This window comes from Agrobacterium vitis, from assembly GCF_013426735.1.
GTDB classification, from domain to species: Bacteria; Pseudomonadota; Alphaproteobacteria; order Rhizobiales; family Rhizobiaceae; genus Allorhizobium; species Allorhizobium vitis_D.
Genome location: NZ_AP023272.1, coordinates 2,051,907 through 2,072,273 on the forward strand (window position 1 = coordinate 2,051,907; position 20,367 = coordinate 2,072,273).

Sequence of the window (20,367 nt, forward strand, 5' to 3'; positions counted from 1 at the left end):
ATGGTCGCGTAGCGAGTGGAAGTGTAGGGTTATGGTGCAAAAACAGGCTGCATATAGCAGGGGTCCAGCAGACAATGCGTTTGCGGACGACGATCCGTTGGCAGAGCTGGCCCGTCTCGTTGGCTACGATGCGCCGGTGGCGCGTCGTGACCCTCCCATGACCCAGCATATGACTCCGCCTGCGGCGCCAGAGCCGCACCGGCATTCGCCCGCGCATGATCAGGTCAATTTGCAGGACGAGCTGCTTCAGGGCCTCGATGGTTACGTCGATGCGCCTGGCGTGTCCCAGCCGTCAGCCGGGTATTCCCATGAAGCGGTATCGGCGCGAGAGCCAGTGTCATTTGGTGGTGCTGAGGCACCTGCGCCTGCCGGGTCTTCTGCTTCGGACATATCCCTTGCCGATGAACTTGAGTGGTCAGTTGGCGATGTGGTGGTAGAACCGCCATCGGCGCGTTCCGGCGGAGCTGATCCAACAGAAGGCTATGGGCGTCATCGTCTGCCGCTTGCCAATTTCAATCCGGTCAGTGCTGGCGCCTCGCGTTCCAGTGCGGCTCGCCATGAAGAGCAGACCCGCCAGCGGCAAGAGCCGGTGATGGAGCCTGCTCCGGTTGAGGCAGCCTCTCCTGTAGTCCACCCGGAGCCTGATGTGCCAGAATTGGATCAGGATTTCGATTTTGGGTTCAGCCCTGAAGAACCACGAGCACCAGCATCAGCATCAGCATCGGCAACTGCTACGCAGGATGTTTTCGCCCAGCGCCGCGAACCGCCGCTTTTCCAGCCTGCTGCTCATCCGGTTTTCGCAGGTGCGCCGCTTGCCCCGCCATCGCGGGAGGTTCCGAGCTTTTTCGAGGCCCTGGCGCGCAATGAAGAGGTGGAAGCTCAACCCGTCGCGGCTTCTGCCTATTCGGTGCAAGAGCCTCGATTCGAACCTCAGGCGGCGTCCCCAAGCCTTGACCATCAGCGCCCTGACCATCAGCGCAATGACCATCAGCCCGAGTTCCAGGACGAAACATCTCTCGCCCAGCAGGAGGCTGATCCTTTCGGTGGCGATTTTGATTTCGATCTGGAAGATATCGAACTCGATCTTTCCGAGCTGGAGGCTGAGGCCGCGCCACCGGTGACAGAGCAGCGGCCGCCGCAGCCCGTGGCAGCCGCCGTTGCTGGTCCTGCCGCGCATCAGCCGTCCCGTCCGGCAGAGGCCGCACCTGTTCAGGCGGCAGCGCCCATTGCTGAGCAGGCGCCGCAGCATGTGAGTGAACCCGTTCCGCTGCCGTTTGATGCTGCCGAAATTTCCGATCAAGACGAACATCTGGAAGCGGTCGCGCATCTGGACGTTCCCGATTTGCCACCGGTGGAAGATGCCGCGCCTGCCACCTATCGGCAGGATTACGATTTCGATATCGATTCCGAACTGGCGACTTTGCTGGATCAGACGGTGGAGCCGCGCTCGGCATCTGCGCCATCAAAGCCCGTGCAAGCCGCAGCGGCTGTTGCTGCTGCTCCGGTGGCGCCCATGCCGCCCTTGGCCGAGCAGGTCAAAAATATGCCCAGCGATGATTTCGACGTGTTCGAAAAGGCGCTGGAGGAAGATTTCCGCAAGAGCCTCGACGGTCCCCATAGTTTCGGTGCCAAGCCCGGCGGGCCTGTGCCGATGCCGTTGGAAGCAGAGGACTATGACGATTACGAAGAGCCGCGCGGTTCGCGCCGCTGGGTGGCGATGGCTGCCGCAGCGGTGGTCGTGCTGGTTGGCGGTGGCGGCGTCTATGCCTGGATGAAGACCAGTGGCGGCGAAACGTTCAGCTCCAGCGAACCGAAAGTGGTGATGGCTGACAAGGGGCCGGTCAAAGTCGTGCCTGCCGATCCCGGTGGCAAATCCGTTCCGAACCAGAATAAGGCCGTCTATGACCGCGTGTCTGGTTCCGCTCCTGATCAGCCCCAGCAAAAGAGCCTGATCTCTTCACAGGAAGAGCCGGTTGATGTTGCCCAGCGCACGCTGGAACCTGACAATCTGCCACTGGAACAGGAATCAGAGGCTGACAATGCCGGGATGAACGGGGCTGGGATGAGCGGCGATGCGCCACAGGCGGGCCAGAATGGCCAGCCGGGCGATGCCGCCAAGCAAGGCGATCAGCAGAGCCTTTCGCCGCGCAAGGTGAAAACCATGATTGTGCGGCCAGATGGCTCGCTGGTGGCGCAGGAAGCTCCGGCCCAGCCGCCTGCGACTTCCCAGCCATCGACCGCGCAAGGTAGCGCTCCTCAGCCAGCGGCGGCCCAGCCGGGCTCTGCGGCTCCGCAAAGCGTGGAACAGGCCATGGCTTCTGCGGATACAGCAGCGGCTGCACCGGATGCCGCCCAGGATACTGGTGGCGTTCCGGCTCCCAATATGCCGGTTCCGCGCAACAGGCCGGCGGCCGCGCCAGTGCAGACGGCGGCGGCGGCTCCCAAGAGCCCAACGCCTGCTGCTACGCCTGTTTCCGCATCTCCTACGCCAACCAGCACGGCCTCTGGCTCCGGTGGTTATCTGGTGCAGATATCTTCGCTGCCAAGCGAAGCCGATGCCCAGAAAAGCTACAAGAACCTGTCGGCTAAATTCGGTAGCGTGATCGGTGGCCGGGGCGTTGATATCAAGGCCGCTGATATTCCAGGCAAGGGCACCTACTACCGTGTTCGTATCCCGGCTGGCAGCAAGGATGAAGCGGTGTCGCTCTGCGAACGTTATCGCGGCGCTGGCGGAAATTGCATGGTGGTGCGCTAAAGGCTTAGGGGAGCCTTTTGCGGCTCCCTTGGATTGAATGTGACTTGGTTTCAGGGCGCTTTTCTCTAAGAATAGCGCCCTTTCTGCTGCTTTTTCCGTGGATTCCTGTGCATGATCGGCGGTTTTCCCTCGGCTTTTCGCAAAGCTGGACTATTGTCTGGCCATGACCCACGCAAAAGCAATGATTTTGGGCTGTTCCGGCCCGGTTCTAACCCCTGATGAGCAAGCGTTCTTTAGGGAGCATCAGCCCTGGGGCTTCATTCTGTTCGGGCGCAATTGCCTTGACGCTGCGCAGATCAGTGATCTGGTTGCGCAGATGCGCGATACGGTTGGCGGGCGCAACGCGCCAGTGCTGATCGATCAGGAGGGCGGGCGCGTTCAGCGTATCCGCGAGCCGATGTGTCCGCGCTATCCATCGGGTGCCGAGATCGGTGCGCTTTACCGTCAGGACAAGGAGAAAGGGCTGCGCGCCGCTTGGCTGATGTCGCGGCTGCATGCCTTTGACCTTTTGCGCTACGGTATCAATGTCGATTGCCTGCCGGTGGTGGACGTGCCGGTCGAAGGGGCCAGCAATGTGATTGGCAATCGCGCCTATGGTTTCGATCCGGAAACGGTCGGGGCATTGGGTGAGGCGGCGGCGGCTGGATTGAAGGCGGGCGGTGTGCTGCCGACGGTCAAGCATATTCCCGGCCATGGTCGTGGCATGGCCGATTCCCATCATGAATTGCCAGTGGTAACCGCCTCGCGGGCCGAGCTGGAAGCGCATGATTTTCCGCCCTTCCGGCGTCTCAACGGTGAATTGATGGCGATGACCGCGCATGTGGTCTATTCTGCCTATGATCCCGATTATACAGCCTCGACCTCATCCATTGTCGTGGATGAGGTGATCCGCGGACTGATCGGGTTCCAGGGACTGTTGATGAATGACGATCTCTCCATGAATGCCCTGAAGGGGACGATTTCCGAGCGGGCAGCGGCGGTGGTTGCTGCTGGCAATGACGTGCTGCTGCATTGCCACGGCATTATGGAGGAAATGGTGCAGGTTGCGGAGCGCGCTCCTTGGCTTTCCGGGGCAGCGCTTGCGCGGGTAAAGGCCGTTGAGGCGGCTTTCGGCGGTAACGACGGCGCCGATGAACAAGCGATCCGTGAGGAATTTGCCTCTCTGATGGCGGTGGCGTGATGGCAGAGCCTGTCGCACCCGCCCCGGCCTCCGGCGTGAAGGCTGGCACCGCCACGCCGATGGAAAAGCTGTGGCAGGGGGACGTGGCGGGCGAGCGGGCCAGCGACGATCCGTCTCTGGTGATCGATGTTGCTGGCTTCGAAGGCCCTCTGGATCTGCTGCTGTTTCTGGCCCGCAATCAGAAGGTCGATCTGTCGCGGATTTCGGTTCTGGCGTTGGCCGAACAATATCTGCTGTTCGTCGAAGAGGCCCGCAGCATCCGCATTGAGCTTGCCGCCGATTATCTTGTCATGGCGGCATGGCTCGCCTATCTGAAGTCGCGGCTGCTGATCCCCCAACAGGCCAAGGACGACGAGCCGTCCGGTGAGGAAATGGCCGCAGCGCTGGCCTTCCGGCTGAAGCGGCTGGAAGCGATGCGCGATGCGGCTGGAAAGCTCGTCAATCGCAATCGGCTGGGCCGCGACATCTTTCAGCGCGGCGCACCTGAACATGTGCCGGATCGGGTGAATTCGGCCTTTGAGGCCAGTCTCTACGACCTTCTATCTGCCTATGCCAATCTGCGCCAGCGTCAGGCCTATACGCAGGTGACAATCGAGCGGCGCACGGTCTGGTCGCTCGTTGACGCCCGCACGCTGCTCAACCGGATGATTGGCGAGATCAACGACTGGACGGCGCTGGACAGCTATTTGCTGCAATATCTGGCCGATCCCAGTGAGCGGATCACGGCGATTGCCAGCGCCTTTGCCGCCTCGCTGGAACTGGTGCGGGAAGGCAAGCTGGAAATTCGCCAGGCTGGCGCTTTCGAGCCGATCTATATGCGGGGCGGCAAGGGCCTGGATGCGGGGGGCATGTTGGTGCCGCATGCCGATGGTGGCGTGTGATGGCAATGACGGGCGACAATCAACCAGATGAAGCCGATGCCAAGGGTGGGGCAGGCGGGCTTGCCGCTATTCGTGAGCGCGAGGCCTTGCGGATCGTCGAGGCGCTGGTCTTTGCCTCGGCAGAGCCAGTCTCGGAAAGTTTTCTGGCTGAACGTCTGGCGCGCGGCACCGATATTGGCGGGCTGATGAAGGCGCTTCAGGCCGATTATGCGCCGCGTGGCGTCAATCTGGTGCGGGTTGATGGACATTGGGCATTTCGCACCGCCGCTGACCTGGCCTTTGCTATTCGCCGCGAAGACAACGAGGTGCGCAAACTGTCGCGGGCGGCGCTGGAAGTGCTGGCGATCATTGCCTATCACCAGCCGGTCACACGGGCCGAAATCGAGGATATCAGAGGTGTGCAGACCTCCAAAGGCACGATCGATGTCCTGCTGGAGGCTGGCTGGGTGCGGTTTCGCGGTCGCCGCCGCACGCCGGGCCGACCTGTGACGTTCGGCACGACGCGCGATTTTCTCGATCATTTCGGGCTGGAGGAGTTGCGCGATCTGCCGGGCATGGAGGAATTGAAGGGGGCAGGGCTGCTGACCGGTCGCATCCCGGCGAATTTCCATGTGCCGATGCCAATGGATGGTGATGCGCTTGGTGAGGACGAAGACCCGATCACCCAGCTTGATCTGGAGGAACTGGGCCTGCTGGCACCCGCCGATGCCCGTGATGCGTAATCTGTTGTTGAGCTTGGACTGTAGAAATGCCCATAAAATCTGCGGGACTGTTGATGGGGCGGCGGCGGTGTCTTGCCTCCCGTCATTTCCCATGCCAATCAGGTAAAAGATTTTGTAATTTGAAAAAGATGCACAAACATCTTACATCGGTAATACCGATCAATAAGGAGTGGGGACCATGGGTTCTTTCAGTATGTGGCATTGGCTGATCGTTCTGGCGATTGTGCTGTTGTTGTTTGGCCGCGGCAAGATCCCGGAACTGATGGGTGACGTTGCCAAGGGCATCAAGAGCTTCAAGAAGGGCATGTCGGATGACGATACGGCCCCTGACGGGACACCTAAGCCCGCTGATCAGTCGAAGACCGTGGACCACCGGGCCGACGATCACAAATAACCATGCGTGCAATTGAATGAGGCCGGTGCCCGATGGCGCCGGTCTGTTTCTGGAATGGGTCGCCGCTTGGCCGACGGCTTCAGGAGACTGAAGAATGCTTGACATTGGCTGGAGCGAATTGCTGGTCATCGCGGTCGTGCTGATCGTTGTGGTTGGTCCGAAAGACTTGCCGCCCATGTTGCGGGCCTTTGGCAAGATGACGACGCGGTTGCGCAAGACGGCGGGCGAATTTCGCGCCCAGTTCGACGAAGCCCTGCGCGAAGCCGACATGGACGATGTGCGCCGCACGATCGATGACGCCCAGCGGCTAAACCCCGCCAATGCGTTGCGTGAGGCGATCAATCCGTTGCGGCAGATGGGGGCTGATATCAGATCGGATCTCCAGCGTTCGACGCAGGTGGATCATTTTCCTGAAGATGACAGCAGCCGCCTTCCACTGGCGGATGAACCGGCCCGGCCGATGACGGCGGAAGATCTTCCACCACTGGCACCGCTGGGCGACACCCTCGCAAAGCCGCAATTACCGGGTTCGGCTGCTGCGGCACCTGTGACAGCACCGGTCGTCAAGGCAACCGAAACTGTCACCCCAGTGGAAAAAGCACCGGTGAAACGGGTGCGAAAGCCGAAGTCGGACGCCACGGCGCCTGAAGTGCTGACGTCTGAAGTGTCGGCGCCTAAGGTAGCAAAGACGGCAAAAGCCACGAAAGCCAAGGCTGTTTCCAAGCCAGTCAAAAATCTAAAGCCAGCGGCCGTCACCGCGCCGATCACGCAGGCGTCTGTTGATGCGGATATTGCTGTTTCGGATTCGTCGCCGAAGACGACGACGCGCGCCAAGCGACCAGCAACGACAAAGGGTCTGCCGGAGACGGTTGCCGCGCCAGCAGCGAAAAACAAAACCGTGTCCAGGAAGAAGACTGTCCCTGACGAGACGACGGCCAGCCAGCCTGAGTCGCGTGCGCCAGACACTGGTAAGCAAGACACCAGCAAACAAGACACTGGCAAACAAGACACCAGTAAGGGTGAAGCATGAGTGACGACATTGAGGACAAGCCGCAGCCGCTGATCGAGCATCTGATAGAGCTGAGGACGCGGCTGATCTGGTCTTTGGGTGCGTTTTTCCTGGCCTTCATCGTCTGCTTTTTCTTCGCCAAGCATTTGTTCAATCTTCTGGTCATTCCCTATAAATGGGCGGTGATCTGGGCGCATCTGGATGTCAGCAAAGCAGAGCTGATCTATACGGCACCGCAGGAGTTTTTCTTCACCCAGGTCAAGGTGGCGATGTTTTCTGCCATGGTCATCGCTTTTCCGGTGATTGCTGCGCAGATCTACAAGTTCGTGGCACCGGGCCTTTATAAAAACGAGCGCCAGGCCTTCCTGCCGTTCCTGGTCGCCTCTCCGATCCTGTTCCTGATGGGGGCGGCGCTGGTCTATTTCTTCTTTACCCCGATGGTGATGTGGTTCTTCCTGGCCATGCAACAGGCGCCGGGGGAGGGTGATGTGGCGATTTCGCTGATGCCGAAAGTTTCGGAATATCTCAGCCTGATTATGTCGCTGGTCTTTGCCTTCGGACTCGTGTTCCAATTGCCCGTTGTCACCACGCTTCTGGCCCGGGTCGGGATTATCGACAGCAAGTGGCTGGCCGAAAAGCGCAAATATTTCATCGTCATCGCCTTCATCGTCGCGGCTGTCCTGACGCCGCCCGATCCGATGTCCCAGATCGGTCTTGCACTGCCCACCATCCTTCTCTACGAAGTCTCGATCTATGCGGCAAAGCTGGTGGAACGGGAACGGTCGAAGAAAGCTGCGGCAGAGGCCAGTACTTCCACCGAGGTGAAATAGCCTGCGTCAGAATTTGGCCCGCTTACATATTTGGAACGACGATGCTTGATATAAAATGGATTCGTGAAAACCCTGAGCTTCTCGATCAGGCGCTGGCAAAGCGCGGAGCAGAGCCGCTGTCGCAGAGCCTGATTGCGCTTGATGAACAGCGCCGGGCGGTCGTCCAGTCCATGCAGGACATGCAATCGCGTCGTAATTCCGCGTCCAAGGAAATCGGCGTGGCCATGGCGCAGAAGGATATGGCGCTGGCCGAAAAGCTGAAGGCCGAAGTTGCCTCGCTGAAGGACACCCTGCCGGCTGCCGAAGAAGACGAACGTCGCCTGAGTGCGGAACTGAACGATGCCCTGTCGCGCATTCCCAATATTCCGCTGGATGATGTGCCTGTTGGCGCGGATGAACACGACAATGTCGTGGCGCGTGTTGTGGGCCAGAAGCCGGGCTGGAACCACAAGGCTATCGAGCATCCGGAAATCGGCGAAGCGCTGGGCTATATGGATTTCGACCGGGCTGCCAAGCTTTCCGGCGCACGGTTTACCGTCCTGACCGGGCCGTTGGCGCGGCTGGAGCGGGCGCTTGGCCAGTTCATGATCGACCTTCATACCAGCGAGCATGGCTATACCGAAGTTTCCTCGCCGCTGATGGTGCGTGATGAGGCGATGTATGGCACTGGCCAATTGCCGAAATTTTCTGAGGACCTGTTCAAGACCACCGATGGCCGCTGGCTGATCCCGACGGCCGAGGTGACGCTGACCAATCTGGTCTCCGGCGAAATTCTCGATCAGGAAAAACTGCCGCTGCGCTTTACCGCTTTGACGCCGTCCTTCCGCTCGGAAGCGGGATCGGCCGGGCGTGATACGCGCGGCATGCTGCGCCAGCATCAGTTCTGGAAATGCGAACTGGTGTCGATCACCGATGCGCAGAGCGCCTTGGCGGAACATGAGCGGATGACGGCTTGCGCCGAAGAAGTGCTGAAGCGCCTTGGCCTGCATTTCCGCACCATGACGCTTTGCACCGGGGATATGGGTTTCGGTGCGGCCAAGACCTACGATCTGGAAGTCTGGCTGCCGGGACAGAACACGTTTCGTGAAATCTCCTCCTGCTCGGTTTGCGGCGATTTCCAGGGACGGCGGATGAATGCCCGCTACCGCAACAAGGATGGCAAGGGCACGACATTCGTCCACACGCTGAATGGTTCAGGTACGGCGGTTGGCCGGTGCCTGATTGCCGTGATGGAGAACTATCTTAACGAAGATGGCTCGATCACTGTGCCAGACGTATTGTTGCCCTATATGGGCGGTCTGACGAGAATCGAAAAAGCCAGCTAAAACCAGGCTTCAGAAACGTCTTGACGAGGACCAATGCGGATTCTGCTGACCAATGACGATGGCATTCATGCAGACGGTCTGGCCGTTCTGGAAAGAATCGCCCGGACGCTGTCCGACGATGTGTGGATTGTTGCGCCGGAAACCGACCAGAGCGGGCTTGCCCATTCGCTGACCTTGTCGGAGCCGTTGCGACTGCGGCAGCTTGGTGAGAAGCGCTATGCCCTGCGGGGAACGCCGACCGATTGCGTGATCATGGCCATCCGCAAACTGCTGCCCGGCAAGCCGGATCTGGTGCTATCGGGCGTCAATGCCGGGGCGAACCTTGCTGATGATGTCACCTATTCCGGCACGGTGGCTGGGGCCATTGAAGGCACGGTGCATGGGGTGCGCTCGTTTGCGCTTAGCCAGGCCTATAGCTACGTGGCTGGCCATTCCATTCCCTGGGATGTGGCTGAAACGCATGCGCCAGCGCTGATTGCCAAGCTGATGCGCATCGACCTGCCGCCCGGCACATTCCTCAACCTGAATTTCCCCAATTGCGAGCCGGGCGAGGTTGCGGGCGTCGATGTGACCTCACAGGGCAAACTCGACTTTGGGCTCAGCGTCGAAGAGCGGACGGATGGACGTGGGCTGCCCTATTTCTGGCTGCGATTCGGCGACCGTAAGGGCAATTTCCGCCCCGGAACCGATATTGGCACATTGCGTGACAACCGTATTTCGGTCACGCCGCTGAAGCTGGACCTGACCGATTACGCGGTTCAGGATATCATCGCCGCCGCGCTGAACCCGGAGGTGGGGTCTTGAAATCCGCAATGCTTGAAAAAGAAGGCTTTGCCGCCCTGGTGCTGCGGCTGCGCTCCGAGGGAATTTCCGACATCAACCTGCTGACGGCAGTGGAACAGACGCCCCGCTCGCGATTCGTCGCCCATCATCTGGCCGAGCACGCCTATTCCCGCCAGACGATCCCGCTTGAATGCGGTGCCTTCATGGAAGGGGCCGATCTTGCCGTCCGGCTGATCGAGCGCCTGCGGGTCAAGCCCGGCCAACGGGTGATGGAGGTCGGCACCGGTAGCGGGTTCATGACCGCTGTTCTGGCGCGGCTTTGCGAACGTGTCGTCTCGGTGGAACGCTACAAGACGCTGGTCAACGATGCGCAGGCCCGTCTGGAGCAATTATCGGTCCGCAATGCGATTATTCGTCATGGCGATGGCAGCCTGGGCTTGCCGGGCGAAGGGACATTCGACCGAATCATCGCGACCGCCGCCTTCCCATCGATGCCGAAAGTCTTTACCGAGCAACTGGTCCATAACGGGGTGCTGCTGGCTCCGTTGATTTTGGACGAAAATCGATGCGTCATGGTGCGGCTCACCCGTACCGGTAGCCGGTTTGAGCGGGAAGACCTGTTCGAGGTTCCCTATCTGCCCCTAACGCCGAATGTTGCTGCCTTCCTCTGATTGGAAGCTTCGACCTCTCTAAATTTACCAGAATGGGAGGGTTTTGAGGTGGCTAGTTCAGCGCCCTTAATTTTTATGGTTAATGGCTTTTTTGTAAAACCCCGGCACAGCAGGGTTTCCAGAGACACAGCCCCCGGTTTTCCTGCGATTTTTTGCGGAATGTTGATAAGGATTCCACGCGGTTAACCGCCCGGTAACACTAACGCGCTTTAATAAACTCACAAATGGTTGCGTCGTCAGTGGGTTGTATCATGCGTCAGAGTCAGTCTTATAAATCCGGCATGCCTGTTGCCCAGATTCTCTGGGTGGGCCTGATGGCAAGCGTCGCAACTGGTTGCAGTTCCGATTCGAGCCGCTTTTCCGGCCTGTTTTCCAAAACCGATTCGATGACGACCGCCTCGACCGGCGGCCAGATCACTGGAATGGCTAATGCACCGGTGCCCCAGACGGATGTCGATGGCGGCGGCTCTTATGCTCCAGTGGCGTCCGGCGGATCGATGGGTGGCGGTGGTTATGGCAATCGCCAGCAGGCGATGACGCAGCCCTATCCGGCCCAGCAGACCTATTCGCCAGCTCGGCGTGCCTCCTCGGCTGTGTCCGTTCAAAAGGCCGAACTTGCGCCGCCGTCCGGTTCCACCGCATCGACAGGCCCGATCTCTTCGCGCCGCCAGACGGCCTCGGCCCAGCCATTCCCCGCGGCCACACACCAGTCGGCTGCACTGGAAGATGGTGATGGTCTGTCCACCAACACCCTGCCGCAGCCGGCAAAGCCCGGCCCAGCGAATGGTCAAGGCGCCAATGGCCAAGGTGCCAATGGATGGAGCACGGTCAATGCACCCCGGGTCGTGCTGAAGCCGGGCGAAAGCCTGGCAACCCTGTCACAGCGTTACGGCGTGCCGGAAAAGGAAATCGTCAAGGCCAATGGACTTTCGACGGCAGGGGCTGCGCGTCCCGGTCAGTCCATCCTCATTCCGACCTTCGGTTCGCGCAATACGCCGACCAGGGCGGCGGCTGCCGAAGGCACGCTGTTGCCCCCAGGTCAGTCCCCCGGACCAACGCCGCGCCAGGAAGAAAAGGTCGCGGTATTGCCGACCAATCCGAAGCTGCGCGATAAGGTCAAGACCGATATTGCCGCAAACAACACGACCAATGCCGCGGGCACCGGCAAGACGCCGCCAGCCGCTGGCACCTATGTGGTCAAGTCAGGCGACTCGATTGCCAAGATTGCCCGCGAAAACGGTGTTTCCGTTGCAGCCTTGAAGCAGGCGAACCATCTCGGCACCCAGGGTGTCCGGGTTGGCCAGACGCTGGAACTGCCGCAGGCCGATCAAAAGCTGGCCGCGACACCTGTCAGCACGGCGCCTGCCAATACTAAGCCGGAAGCGCCGAAGGTGACTGCTGCGGCTCCGGCACCTGCTGCGCCGACCAAGTCGGTCACCGATGTTGCGTCCGCTGATCCAGGCGACAAGGCTCCGGATGCGACTGGCATCGGCAAATATCGCTGGCCTGTGCGTGGTGCGGTGGTGGCTCCGTTTGGCGCCAATGTCGCTGGTAAGCGCAATGACGGTATCGATATTTCCGTGCCGACCGGTACGCCGATCAAGGCCGCTGAAAACGGCGTGGTCATCTACGCTGGCAATGGTCTGAAAGAACTCGGCAACACCGTGCTTGTGCGCCATGACGACGGCACTGTGACTGTTTACGGCCATGCCGATGCCATTTCCGTTCAGCGTGGCCAGAAGGTGCAGCGCGGCCAGCAGGTGGCGACGTCAGGCATGAGCGGCAATGCCAGCCAGCCGACCCTGCATTTCGAAGTGCGCAAGGATGCGACCCCGGTCAACCCGATGGGTTTCCTGGAATAGGCGTCGCTTCGCGAGAGTTTTTCTTGAATAAGGTAGTGCGTTTCAGGAAAGTTGAGAAAGGCCCGGAGCAATCCGGGCCTTTCTTCATAAGGGGCTTTCGATTGGGCTGCAAAACCTAGCGTCCCAGATCGACCCGCAACCGCCCGGCCAGATCCTGGATATACTGCCAGGCGACTCGCCCGGAGCGCGCACCTCGCGTGGTGGCCCATTCCAGTGCCTCGGCGTGCAATTGCTCAGGCGGCAGCGGCAGCTTGAAATGTGCGGCATAGCCGTCAATCATCGCCAGGTAGTCGTCCTGGCTGCATTTATGAAAGCCGAGCCAAAGGCCGAACCGGTCGGAGAGCGAGACTTTTTCTTCGACAGCTTCCGACGGGTTGATGGCGGTCGATTGCTCATTTTCCATCATATGCCGGGGCAGGAGGTGGCGGCGGTTGGAGGTGGCGTAGAACAGCACATTGTCCGGACGGCCCTCGATACCGCCATCCAATGCCGCCTTCAGCGATTTATAGGCGGTATCGTCATGGTCGAAGGAAAGATCGTCGCAAAACAGCAGCACTCGCTCGTCGCTGTTTTTCAGCAGGTCCATCAGCGTAGGCAGGGAGGCGATGTCCTCGCGGTGTACTTCCACCAGTTTCAGCCGCACGCCTGTGGCCGTTACAATATCGGCATGCACCGCCTTGACCAGCGAGGATTTGCCCATGCCGCGCGCGCCCCAGAGCAGGACATTGTTGGCGGCAAAGCCGAGCGCGAACCGTTCGGTGTTTTCATGCAGGATGTCGCGCACCCTGTCGACACCCCTGATCAGGCCAAGTGCGACGCGGTTGGGCCTTGGCACCGGTTGCAGATGCTGGTTTGCCGGGTGCCAGACGAAGCAGTCGGCGCCGCTCCAATCGTTGAGCGCAGGGGCGGGACCGGCCAGCCGCTCCATGGCATCGGCGAGACGGGTCACTTCCCGCAACAGATCAGCCAGCATATCGGTCATGTTTTGCCTCCGTTCATGGGTGAAAAGTGGTTCAAGACCGCCTGTGATCGTTGCGCTACCATGGTCATACAGGGTTCGAAAGTGTATTGACCGGGGATTCGGTACGCAAAGCCGCTGTTTCTGTTGCATTCCCTTGGGGTATTCCTATATTCCGGCGGCAAAACAGGGGGGACAGGATCTTTGCTGCCCCGGTTCCGAAGGAGTTTCTCATGTTCATAACACAGGCATTCGCTCAGGATGCAGCACCTGCCGCTGGCGGGATGGGGTCCGGGTTTGAAATGCTGCTGCTTTTCGCACCCTTGATGGTGATCTGGTATTTCCTGCTGATCCGCCCGCAGCGCAACCAGCTCAAAAAGCGGGAAGCAACGCTGTCGGCTATTCGCCGTGGTGACCAGGTGGTGCTGGGTGGCGGCCTGATCGGCAAGGTGACCAAGGTCACTGATGACAAGGAACTGGAAGTCGAAATTGCTGATGGCGTCAAGGTTAAGGCACTTCGCAGCCTGATCGCCGAAGTGCGTGTCAAGGGCGAACCGGTCAAGGCCGAGATTGCCAAAGCCGACGGTTCCAAGACCGACGCTTGACCCAAGTTTGAACACCGGGCCGCCCAACAGGGCGGCCTGACTTTTTTCTGCTGTCTGCTGGAGAAAAGCCGCTTCCGTCGTCTGAAATGGCCGCTTTGTATGTTGAGCGCTGGTTTGCCCTGCGGTAAATTTTGCTCGGCGTATCAAGCCGCCATTTCCGTTTGACGATCCCGGTCTATTTGCCCCAGACCTTACCCTTCGAGATGTCGATGCTGCATTTCTCCCGCTGGAAAACCATTCTCCTCTGGCTTGCCGTCGTGGCGAGCGTCCTGATCGCGCTGCCCGACCTGTTCAGCAAGGATCAACTGGCCCGTCTTCCGTCTTGGTTCCCGAGCAAGCAGATGACGCTCGGCCTCGATTTGCAGGGCGGCTCGCATATCATGCTGAAGATCGAGCGCAACGATATCGTCAAGGAGCGGCTCGAAGCCGTGGTTGGCGATATCCGCAGCAGTCTTCGCGATGCGGGTGTTCGCTATACCGGGCTGAATGGCGTTGGCCAGGCGGTCCAGGTCCGCATTACCGATCCGGCTCAGCTTGATGCGGCGCGCAAGGCCTTGCAGACGCTGACTGCGCCTGTTAGCACCGGCGGTTTCGGGTCGAGCAGCGTCCAGGAAGCGACACTGGACGATAGCGGCGATGGGCTGTTGAAATTCAACCTCACTGATGCCGGTATCGATTACCGCATGTCTTCGGCACTCACACAGTCCATCGAAGTCGTGCGCCGCCGCGTCGATGAGCTTGGCAATACCGAGCCGTTGATCCAGCGTCAGGGCTCCGACCGGATCATCGTGCAGGTGCCGGGTCTGGATGATCCACAGCGTTTGAAGAATCTTCTGAACCAGACCGCGAAACTAAGCTTCCGCATGGTCGATACCAGCATGTCGGCCACCGAAGCGATCAGCGGCCGCCCACCTGCGACATCCGAAGTGCTCTACAGCCAGGATGAGGCTGCGGTGCCTTATCTGGTCGAAAAGCGGGTTTTGGTGTCCGGCGAGGATCTCGTCGATGCGCAGGCAAGCTTCAACCAGCAGAATAACGAACCCGTTGTCAGCTTCCGCTTCGATAGCCGAGGTGCGCAGCGTTTTGCCCAGGCGACCCAACAGAATGTCGGGCGGCCCTTTGCCATCGTGCTCGACAATCAGGTGATTTCCGCGCCTGTGATCCGTGAACCGATTGTCGGTGGCTCCGGCCAGATTTCCGGTAATTTCACGGTGCAGGGTGCCAATGACCTGGCCGTCCTGCTGCGCGCTGGCGCACTGCCGGCAACCCTGACCGTGGTCGAAGAGCGCACCGTCGGCCCAAGCCTTGGCGCCGATTCGATCCGGGCCGGGGTTTCTGCTGGCTTCATCGGCGCGGGGCTGGTCGTGGTGCTGATGATCGGGCTTTACGGCTTCTTCGGGGTGCTGGCCGTTCTGGCGCTGTTTGCCAATATTGTCATGATTATTGCGATCCTGACGCTGCTTGGATCGACGCTGACGCTGCCGGGTATCGCCGGTATTGTCTTGACCATCGGTATGGCTGTTGATTCCAACGTGCTGATCTACGAGCGTATCCGCGAGGAATATAAAAGCGGGCGTTCCCTGATCCAGTCGATCGATATCGGCTTCAACAAGGCCTTGGCGACGATTGTCGATGCCAATGTTACGACGCTGATTGCTGCTGGCGTGCTGTTCTTCCTTGGCTCCGGTCCTGTACGCGGCTTTTCGGTAACGCTGGCCATCGGTATCATCACCACCGTGTTTACCGCCTTTGGCTTGACCCGTTGGATGTTTACCGTCTGGGTCAACACGCGCCGTCCCAAGGCTCTTCCGAAGGGGGTTCGGACTGGAATTTTCGATGGCACGAACATCCCGTTCATGGGTGTCCGCCGTTACACGTTCCTGCTGTCAGCGGCCTTGTCTATAGCCGCTCTCGTTGGTTTCGGCACGGTTGGTATGAAACTCGGCATCGATTTTACCGGCGGTTCGATCATCGAGTTGAAGGCGCGTCAGGGCAATGCTGATCCTGCTGCGATTCGTGAACAGTTGAGCAGTCTCAACCTCGGCGATGTCCAAGTCCAGGGTTTTGGCGATCCGAGCAGCGTGCTGGTCCGCTTGCAGGCCCAGGATGAGGGTGAAAACGGCGAACAATCGGCTGTGGCCAAGGTGCGGGGCGCATTGGAACAGGCCTATGAGTTCCGCCGTACCGAAGTCGTCGGCCCGTCCGTGTCGGGTGAGTTGACGAAATCGGCGACCATTGGCGTGTTGATTTCGCTGATGGCGATCCTGGTCTATATCTGGATCCGGTTTGAGTGGCAGTTTGCGGCAGGCGCGATCATCGCAACCCTGCATGACGTCATCCTGACGCTTGGCCTCTACGTGGTCACTGGGGTGGAATTCGACCTCAGCAGTATTGCGGCCATCCTGACGATTGTCGGCTATTCGCTGAACGATACCGTGGTCGTCTATGACCGGATGCGCGAGAACCTGCGCCGGTACAAGAAAATGCCGCTGGATGTGTTGATCGATACCTCGATCAACCAGACCCTGTCGCGGACCATCCTGACATCGGTCACCACGCTTCTGGCCCTTCTGGCATTGTTCCTGTTCGGTGGCGAAGTTATCCGCTCCTTCACCTTTGCCATGCTGTTCGGGGTTCTTGTCGGTACATTCTCCTCTATCTATATGGCGGCACCGGTGCTGATCGCCTTCCGTCTGCGCCCCGAGGGCCAGGGCGAGCCGGATAAGGCTGAAAAAGCGAAGCCGGAAAAGAACGGCGCAGCGGGCAAGGCGGGAGCATAGGCATTGGCAAAGGGCATTATCATCCGCGAGGCGCATTTTCCGGGCCGGTCCCCCATTGATGCCTATGGCAATGGCGGGTTCCGGTTCGCGGATATGTCGCATCGCGGCTCCCTTTTGCTTTTACCCTCAGGCATTTATGGCTGGGATATGCGCGAAGGCGACGACCTGACGGTCGCCGCCCTCCAGCGCCTGCTGGACGAGGCGGATAAGGTCGAGTTCCTGTTGCTCGGCACGGGCGCTGAACTGCGCCGTATCCCCAGTGACGTTAAAGCCGCTCTGACCGCCGCTGGCATCGGTTCTGACCCGATGAGCACCGGAGCTGCGGTGCGGACCTATAATGTGATGCTGGCGGAAGAACGGCCCGTCGCCGCCGCATTGATTGCAGTCTGATCCCATGGCGGAAAGTGCAAAACCATCGCCATTGGTCCCGGATGTCTGCCTGGCAATGCTGCGGGAGATCGACCGTGACCGGTATTTGGCCTGCCTTCTCTCCCCGCCGGAAAAACAGCCTGCCTTGGCAGCACTCTATGCCTTCAATGCCGAGCTTGCCCGGGTGCGTGATTTGGTGCGGGAGCCCTTGCCAGGCGAAATCCGGCTGCAATATTGGCGCGACCTGCTTTCGGGCAAGGGGCATGGCGACACCACGGCCAATCCGCTGGCGGCAGGGCTTTTGGCAGCGGTGGAATCCTATCGTTTACCGGTTCAGCCTTTGCTCGACATGATCGATGCGCGGATTGCCGATCTTTATGATGATCCGATCGGGCCAAGATCGGCGCTGGAAGGCTATGCGGGAGAGACCGCCTCGGCGCTGATCCAGTTGGCGAGCCTGGTGCTGAATACCGAGGCCGCACTGACTTGCGCAACCATTGCAGGCCATGCCGGGGTTGCTCAGGCCATTGCCGGCCTGCTGGCGCTGATGCCGCAGCATCGGGCGCGGGGACAACTCTACATTCCCGACGAAATTCTGACCGCGACTGGCCTTGACCGCGAGGCCTTCCTGTCGGGCAAGGACGAGATGAGAATCGATGGTGCCATCGAAGCCTTCGCCGGTCTGGGGCTTGATCATCTTGCCAAGGCGCGCGCAGGCGGCAAGCTTCCTGCGTCTCTGGTTCCTGCCTATCTGCCCGTAGCGCTCGCCGGTCCTATTCTGCGGGATGCTCGCCGGCGCGGCGCCGATATTCTGCAAACACCGATCCGCCGAGCCCAGTGGCGCCGCCAGATGACACTGCTGCGCGCCAGCATGACGGGTCGATTTTAGGGCGGTCAGGTTCCTCCTGAACCAGCCCCTCGGGAAAACCCGGATTCCACTTTTCCTGGCAAACGACGCACAGGTTTGCACTCCGGCTCCAAACTCACGCAAGGCTCATCCGTTAAATCTTGCCAACTGCAAAATCCGCAAGTTGGAATCGTATCAAAGGATTATGCAGCAGATATAAAGTGTTGCCGCAATTGCGCGATCCTCGATCGGCAGTGCTGCTCTCGCATCATCCGGAGGTTGCCAGTGGGCGTTGGGATCGGTATTTTTGTGTTTTTGGGCATTATCGCCTTCGCGTGGTACGTTTCGCGCATGGCGGAGCGCAATGACGGCGAAACCCTAAGCGATGTCGGACTTGCCATCCTGGAATTCGGCCGGGCCTTTCCTGGCGAAGCCATCCGCAGCCTGCATGCCACAGCCGATGGCAAGGCAGTTTTCGTCAGGCTTCATGACAACCGCGCGGGTTTCATGCGCAATCTTCGCAATCATTATGCCTGCCATCTGATCGAGCCGGGGCATGTGCAGGTCCGACCACTGGAGAGCGTTCACGGTTTTCACGTCACGTTTCTCGATGCCGCCCAGCATAACGGCGACTATATTTTCGCCAAACCCGCCGAGGCAGCAGAAGTGTCGCTATGGCTGCTCGGCAACTATATCGCGCCGAACGATTTGGAACCGGCGGAAGACAGGTTTGACAAGACGTCCTTGTGAGTAGGATGGTCCATCAGGTCCATTGAGATTGTCGAGCCTTGGAATTACAGGCCCGCCTCTTCCAGTTGCTCAACCGGCTGTGGGATGCGCGGCGGCAGGCCCAACCATTCCCGGCAATGGGCCAAGGCGCGGATGGCGATCAACTGACGCTTCATGACAGTCTTGTCCTTGCCCCGGAATCGCTTCACGCCCTCGGGCTTGACGATGGAGCCCGGCTCCAGATCCGGAAACAGGCCGAAATTGATGTTCATCGGCTGGAAGGACTTTTTGCCGGGCTCGTCGTCGGACACGATATGGCCACCGGTAATATGGTTGAGCAGCGCACCAAGCGCCGTTGTTGCAGGCGGCGGGCTAAAGGCTTCGCCCTTGCGCTCGGCAGCAGCAAAGCGACCGGCCAGAAGGCCGATGGAGGCGCTCTCGACATAGCCTTCGCAGCCGGTGATCTGCCCGGCAAAGCGCAGGCCGGGTCTGCTCTTTAGCGACAGGGACTGATCCAGCAGCACTGGTGAATGGATATAGGTATTGCGGTGCAGGCCACCCAGCCGGGCGAATTCGGCGTTTTCCAGACCGGGGATCATCCGGAAAATCTCGGCTTGGGCACCGTAGCGCAGCTTGGTCTGGAAGCCGACCATATTATAGAGCGTACCCAGCGCATTATCCTGGCGCAGCTGCACGACAGCATAGGCTTTCACGGTCGGATTATGGGAATTTGTCAGCCCCATCGGCTTCATCGGCCCGTGGCGCAGGGTTTCACGCCCGCGTTCCGCCATGACTTCGATGGGCAGGCAGCCGTCGAAATAGGGCGTGCCTTCCCATTCCTTGAAGCCGACCGCGTCACCGGCAATCAATGCATCGACAAATGCGTTATACTGGGCCTCGTCCAGCGGGCAGTTGATGTAATCCTTGCCCGTGCCACCTGGCCCCACCTTGTCATAGCGCGATTGATACCAGCAGATATCCATATTGATGCTGTCGCGGTGGACGATGGGGGCGATGGCGTCGAAAAAGGCCAGCGCGTCCTCGCCGGTTTCCGAGCGGATGGCCTCGGCCAGCGCCGGTGATGTCAGCGGACCGCTGGCGATAATGCTAAGATCCCAATCGCGTGGCGGCAGGCCGGTGATTTCCTCGCGCACCACGGTTACCAGCGGGTGGGCTTGCAGCGCCTGCGTCACAGCTTCGGCAAAGGCATCTCTGTCAACGGCAAGCGCGCCGCCCGCCGGTACCTGATGACGGTCGGCGCAGGCCATGATCAACGAGCCGGCCAGCCGCATTTCCGCATGGATAACCCCGACCGCATTGGCGGTGGCATCGTCGGAGCGGAAGGAATTGGAGCAGACAAGCTCGGCCAGGCTATCGGTCTTATGGGCGTCGGTACCGCGAAGGCCGCGCATCTCATGAAGAATGACCGGCACGCCCGCCTCAGCGATCTGCCATGCGGCTTCGGAGCCAGCCAGCCCGCCGCCAATGATGTGAATAGGGGAATAGGAGTTGTTGTCTGTCATGGCGGCTGCTTATCACGCCTTGCCGCCGCTTCCAATCTTGAACAGAGCAAATTGCACTTTGGAGATGCAAGCTTGGTTTGGAGATCCAGAAATAGAAAACGGCGCCAAAAGCGCCGTTCGAACATTCAATTCAAGTTTTAAAAC

General features: G+C 59.9%; 17 protein-coding genes and 1 pseudogene. 16 read left to right on the plus strand and 2 right to left on the minus strand.

What is annotated here, in order from left to right:
• Positions 1–31: 31 nt before the first annotated feature.
• The 11 genes and pseudogenes from H1Y61_RS09450 to H1Y61_RS09500 all read left to right on the plus strand — a co-directional run bounded on the left by H1Y61_RS09450 (position 32) and on the right by H1Y61_RS09500 (position 12,412).
• Positions 32–2,755 (plus strand): SPOR domain-containing protein, encoded by a 2,724-nt coding sequence (locus tag H1Y61_RS09450; protein WP_180572446.1) that lies wholly within the window; start codon positions 32–34, stop codon positions 2,753–2,755.
• Positions 2,756–2,918: 163 nt separating this feature from the next.
• Positions 2,919–3,935, plus strand: coding sequence for a beta-N-acetylhexosaminidase (nagZ, locus tag H1Y61_RS09455; RefSeq protein WP_180572447.1), 1,017 nt, complete (start codon positions 2,919–2,921; stop codon positions 3,933–3,935).
• Positions 3,935–4,816: a segregation and condensation protein A gene (locus tag H1Y61_RS09460; protein ID WP_180572448.1), complete on the plus strand. Its 882-nt coding sequence runs from the start codon at positions 3,935–3,937 to the stop codon at positions 4,814–4,816. The genes nagZ and H1Y61_RS09460 overlap by 1 nt, the downstream gene beginning before the upstream one ends.
• A 5-nt stretch (positions 4,817–4,821) precedes the next feature.
• The gene (gene scpB, locus H1Y61_RS09465) at positions 4,822–5,538 is read left to right on the plus strand and encodes an SMC-Scp complex subunit ScpB (protein ID WP_174111135.1); all 717 of its coding nucleotides are present in this window, start codon (positions 4,822–4,824) and stop codon (positions 5,536–5,538) included.
• A 178-nt stretch (positions 5,539–5,716) separates the two neighbouring features.
• Positions 5,717–5,932, plus strand: a complete 216-nt coding sequence (locus H1Y61_RS09470; RefSeq protein ID WP_015916340.1) for a twin-arginine translocase TatA/TatE family subunit — start codon at positions 5,717–5,719, stop codon at positions 5,930–5,932.
• Between the two features lie 94 nt (positions 5,933–6,026).
• Positions 6,027–6,683, plus strand: a pseudogene (tatB, locus tag H1Y61_RS26680) (Sec-independent protein translocase protein TatB); the annotation flags it as partial.
• A 275-nt stretch (positions 6,684–6,958) separates the two neighbouring features.
• Positions 6,959–7,771 (plus strand): twin-arginine translocase subunit TatC, encoded by an 813-nt coding sequence (tatC, locus tag H1Y61_RS09480; protein WP_180572450.1) that lies wholly within the window; start codon positions 6,959–6,961, stop codon positions 7,769–7,771.
• 41 nt (positions 7,772–7,812) lie between these two features.
• Positions 7,813–9,096: a serine--tRNA ligase gene (serS, locus tag H1Y61_RS09485; RefSeq protein WP_180572451.1), complete on the plus strand. Its 1,284-nt coding sequence runs from the start codon at positions 7,813–7,815 to the stop codon at positions 9,094–9,096.
• Between the two features lie 33 nt (positions 9,097–9,129).
• A complete protein-coding gene (gene surE / locus H1Y61_RS09490; RefSeq protein WP_180572452.1) occupies positions 9,130–9,900 on the plus strand; it encodes a 5'/3'-nucleotidase SurE in 771 nt (256 codons plus the stop codon).
• The gene (locus H1Y61_RS09495; protein WP_156637072.1) at positions 9,897–10,550 is read left to right on the plus strand and encodes a protein-L-isoaspartate(D-aspartate) O-methyltransferase; all 654 of its coding nucleotides are present in this window, start codon (positions 9,897–9,899) and stop codon (positions 10,548–10,550) included. Before surE ends, H1Y61_RS09495 begins: the two co-directional genes overlap by 4 nt.
• A gap of 224 nt (positions 10,551–10,774) precedes the next feature.
• Positions 10,775–12,412 carry a peptidoglycan DD-metalloendopeptidase family protein gene (locus tag H1Y61_RS09500; RefSeq protein WP_174111018.1) on the plus strand — a complete coding sequence of 546 codons (1,638 nt, stop codon included), beginning with the start codon at positions 10,775–10,777 and terminating at the stop codon, positions 12,410–12,412.
• A 115-nt stretch (positions 12,413–12,527) separates the two neighbouring features.
• Here the strand turns inward: H1Y61_RS09500 and H1Y61_RS09505 are convergent, their stop codons facing one another.
• Positions 12,528–13,394, minus strand: coding sequence for an ATP-binding protein (locus H1Y61_RS09505; protein WP_174111015.1), 867 nt, complete (start codon positions 13,392–13,394; stop codon positions 12,528–12,530).
• A 209-nt stretch (positions 13,395–13,603) separates the two neighbouring features.
• Here H1Y61_RS09505 and yajC point away from each other — a divergent pair, with 209 nt between their 5' ends.
• The 5 genes from yajC (at position 13,604) to H1Y61_RS09530 (ending at position 18,721) form a co-directional block, all read left to right on the plus strand.
• Positions 13,604–13,975, plus strand: coding sequence for a preprotein translocase subunit YajC (yajC, locus tag H1Y61_RS09510; RefSeq protein ID WP_015916332.1), 372 nt, complete (start codon positions 13,604–13,606; stop codon positions 13,973–13,975).
• Between the two features lie 209 nt (positions 13,976–14,184).
• On the plus strand, positions 14,185–16,755 hold the full coding sequence (secDF, locus tag H1Y61_RS09515) for a protein translocase subunit SecDF (protein ID WP_174111013.1): 2,571 nt from the start codon (positions 14,185–14,187) through the stop codon (positions 16,753–16,755).
• A 3-nt stretch (positions 16,756–16,758) separates the two neighbouring features.
• Positions 16,759–17,145: an Mth938-like domain-containing protein gene (locus H1Y61_RS09520; RefSeq protein WP_174111011.1), complete on the plus strand. Its 387-nt coding sequence runs from the start codon at positions 16,759–16,761 to the stop codon at positions 17,143–17,145.
• A gap of 4 nt (positions 17,146–17,149) precedes the next feature.
• Entirely contained in the window at positions 17,150–18,013 is an 864-nt protein-coding gene (locus H1Y61_RS09525; RefSeq protein WP_174111009.1) for a phytoene/squalene synthase family protein, read from the plus strand.
• Positions 18,014–18,256: 243 nt separating this feature from the next.
• Positions 18,257–18,721, plus strand: a complete 465-nt coding sequence (locus H1Y61_RS09530) for a hypothetical protein (protein ID WP_174111007.1) — start codon at positions 18,257–18,259, stop codon at positions 18,719–18,721.
• A gap of 44 nt (positions 18,722–18,765) precedes the next feature.
• Here the strand turns inward: H1Y61_RS09530 and trmFO are convergent, their stop codons facing one another.
• Positions 18,766–20,223, minus strand: coding sequence for a methylenetetrahydrofolate--tRNA-(uracil(54)-C(5))-methyltransferase (FADH(2)-oxidizing) TrmFO (gene trmFO, locus H1Y61_RS09535; protein WP_180572453.1), 1,458 nt, complete (start codon positions 20,221–20,223; stop codon positions 18,766–18,768).
• Positions 20,224–20,367: the final 144 nt, after the last annotated feature.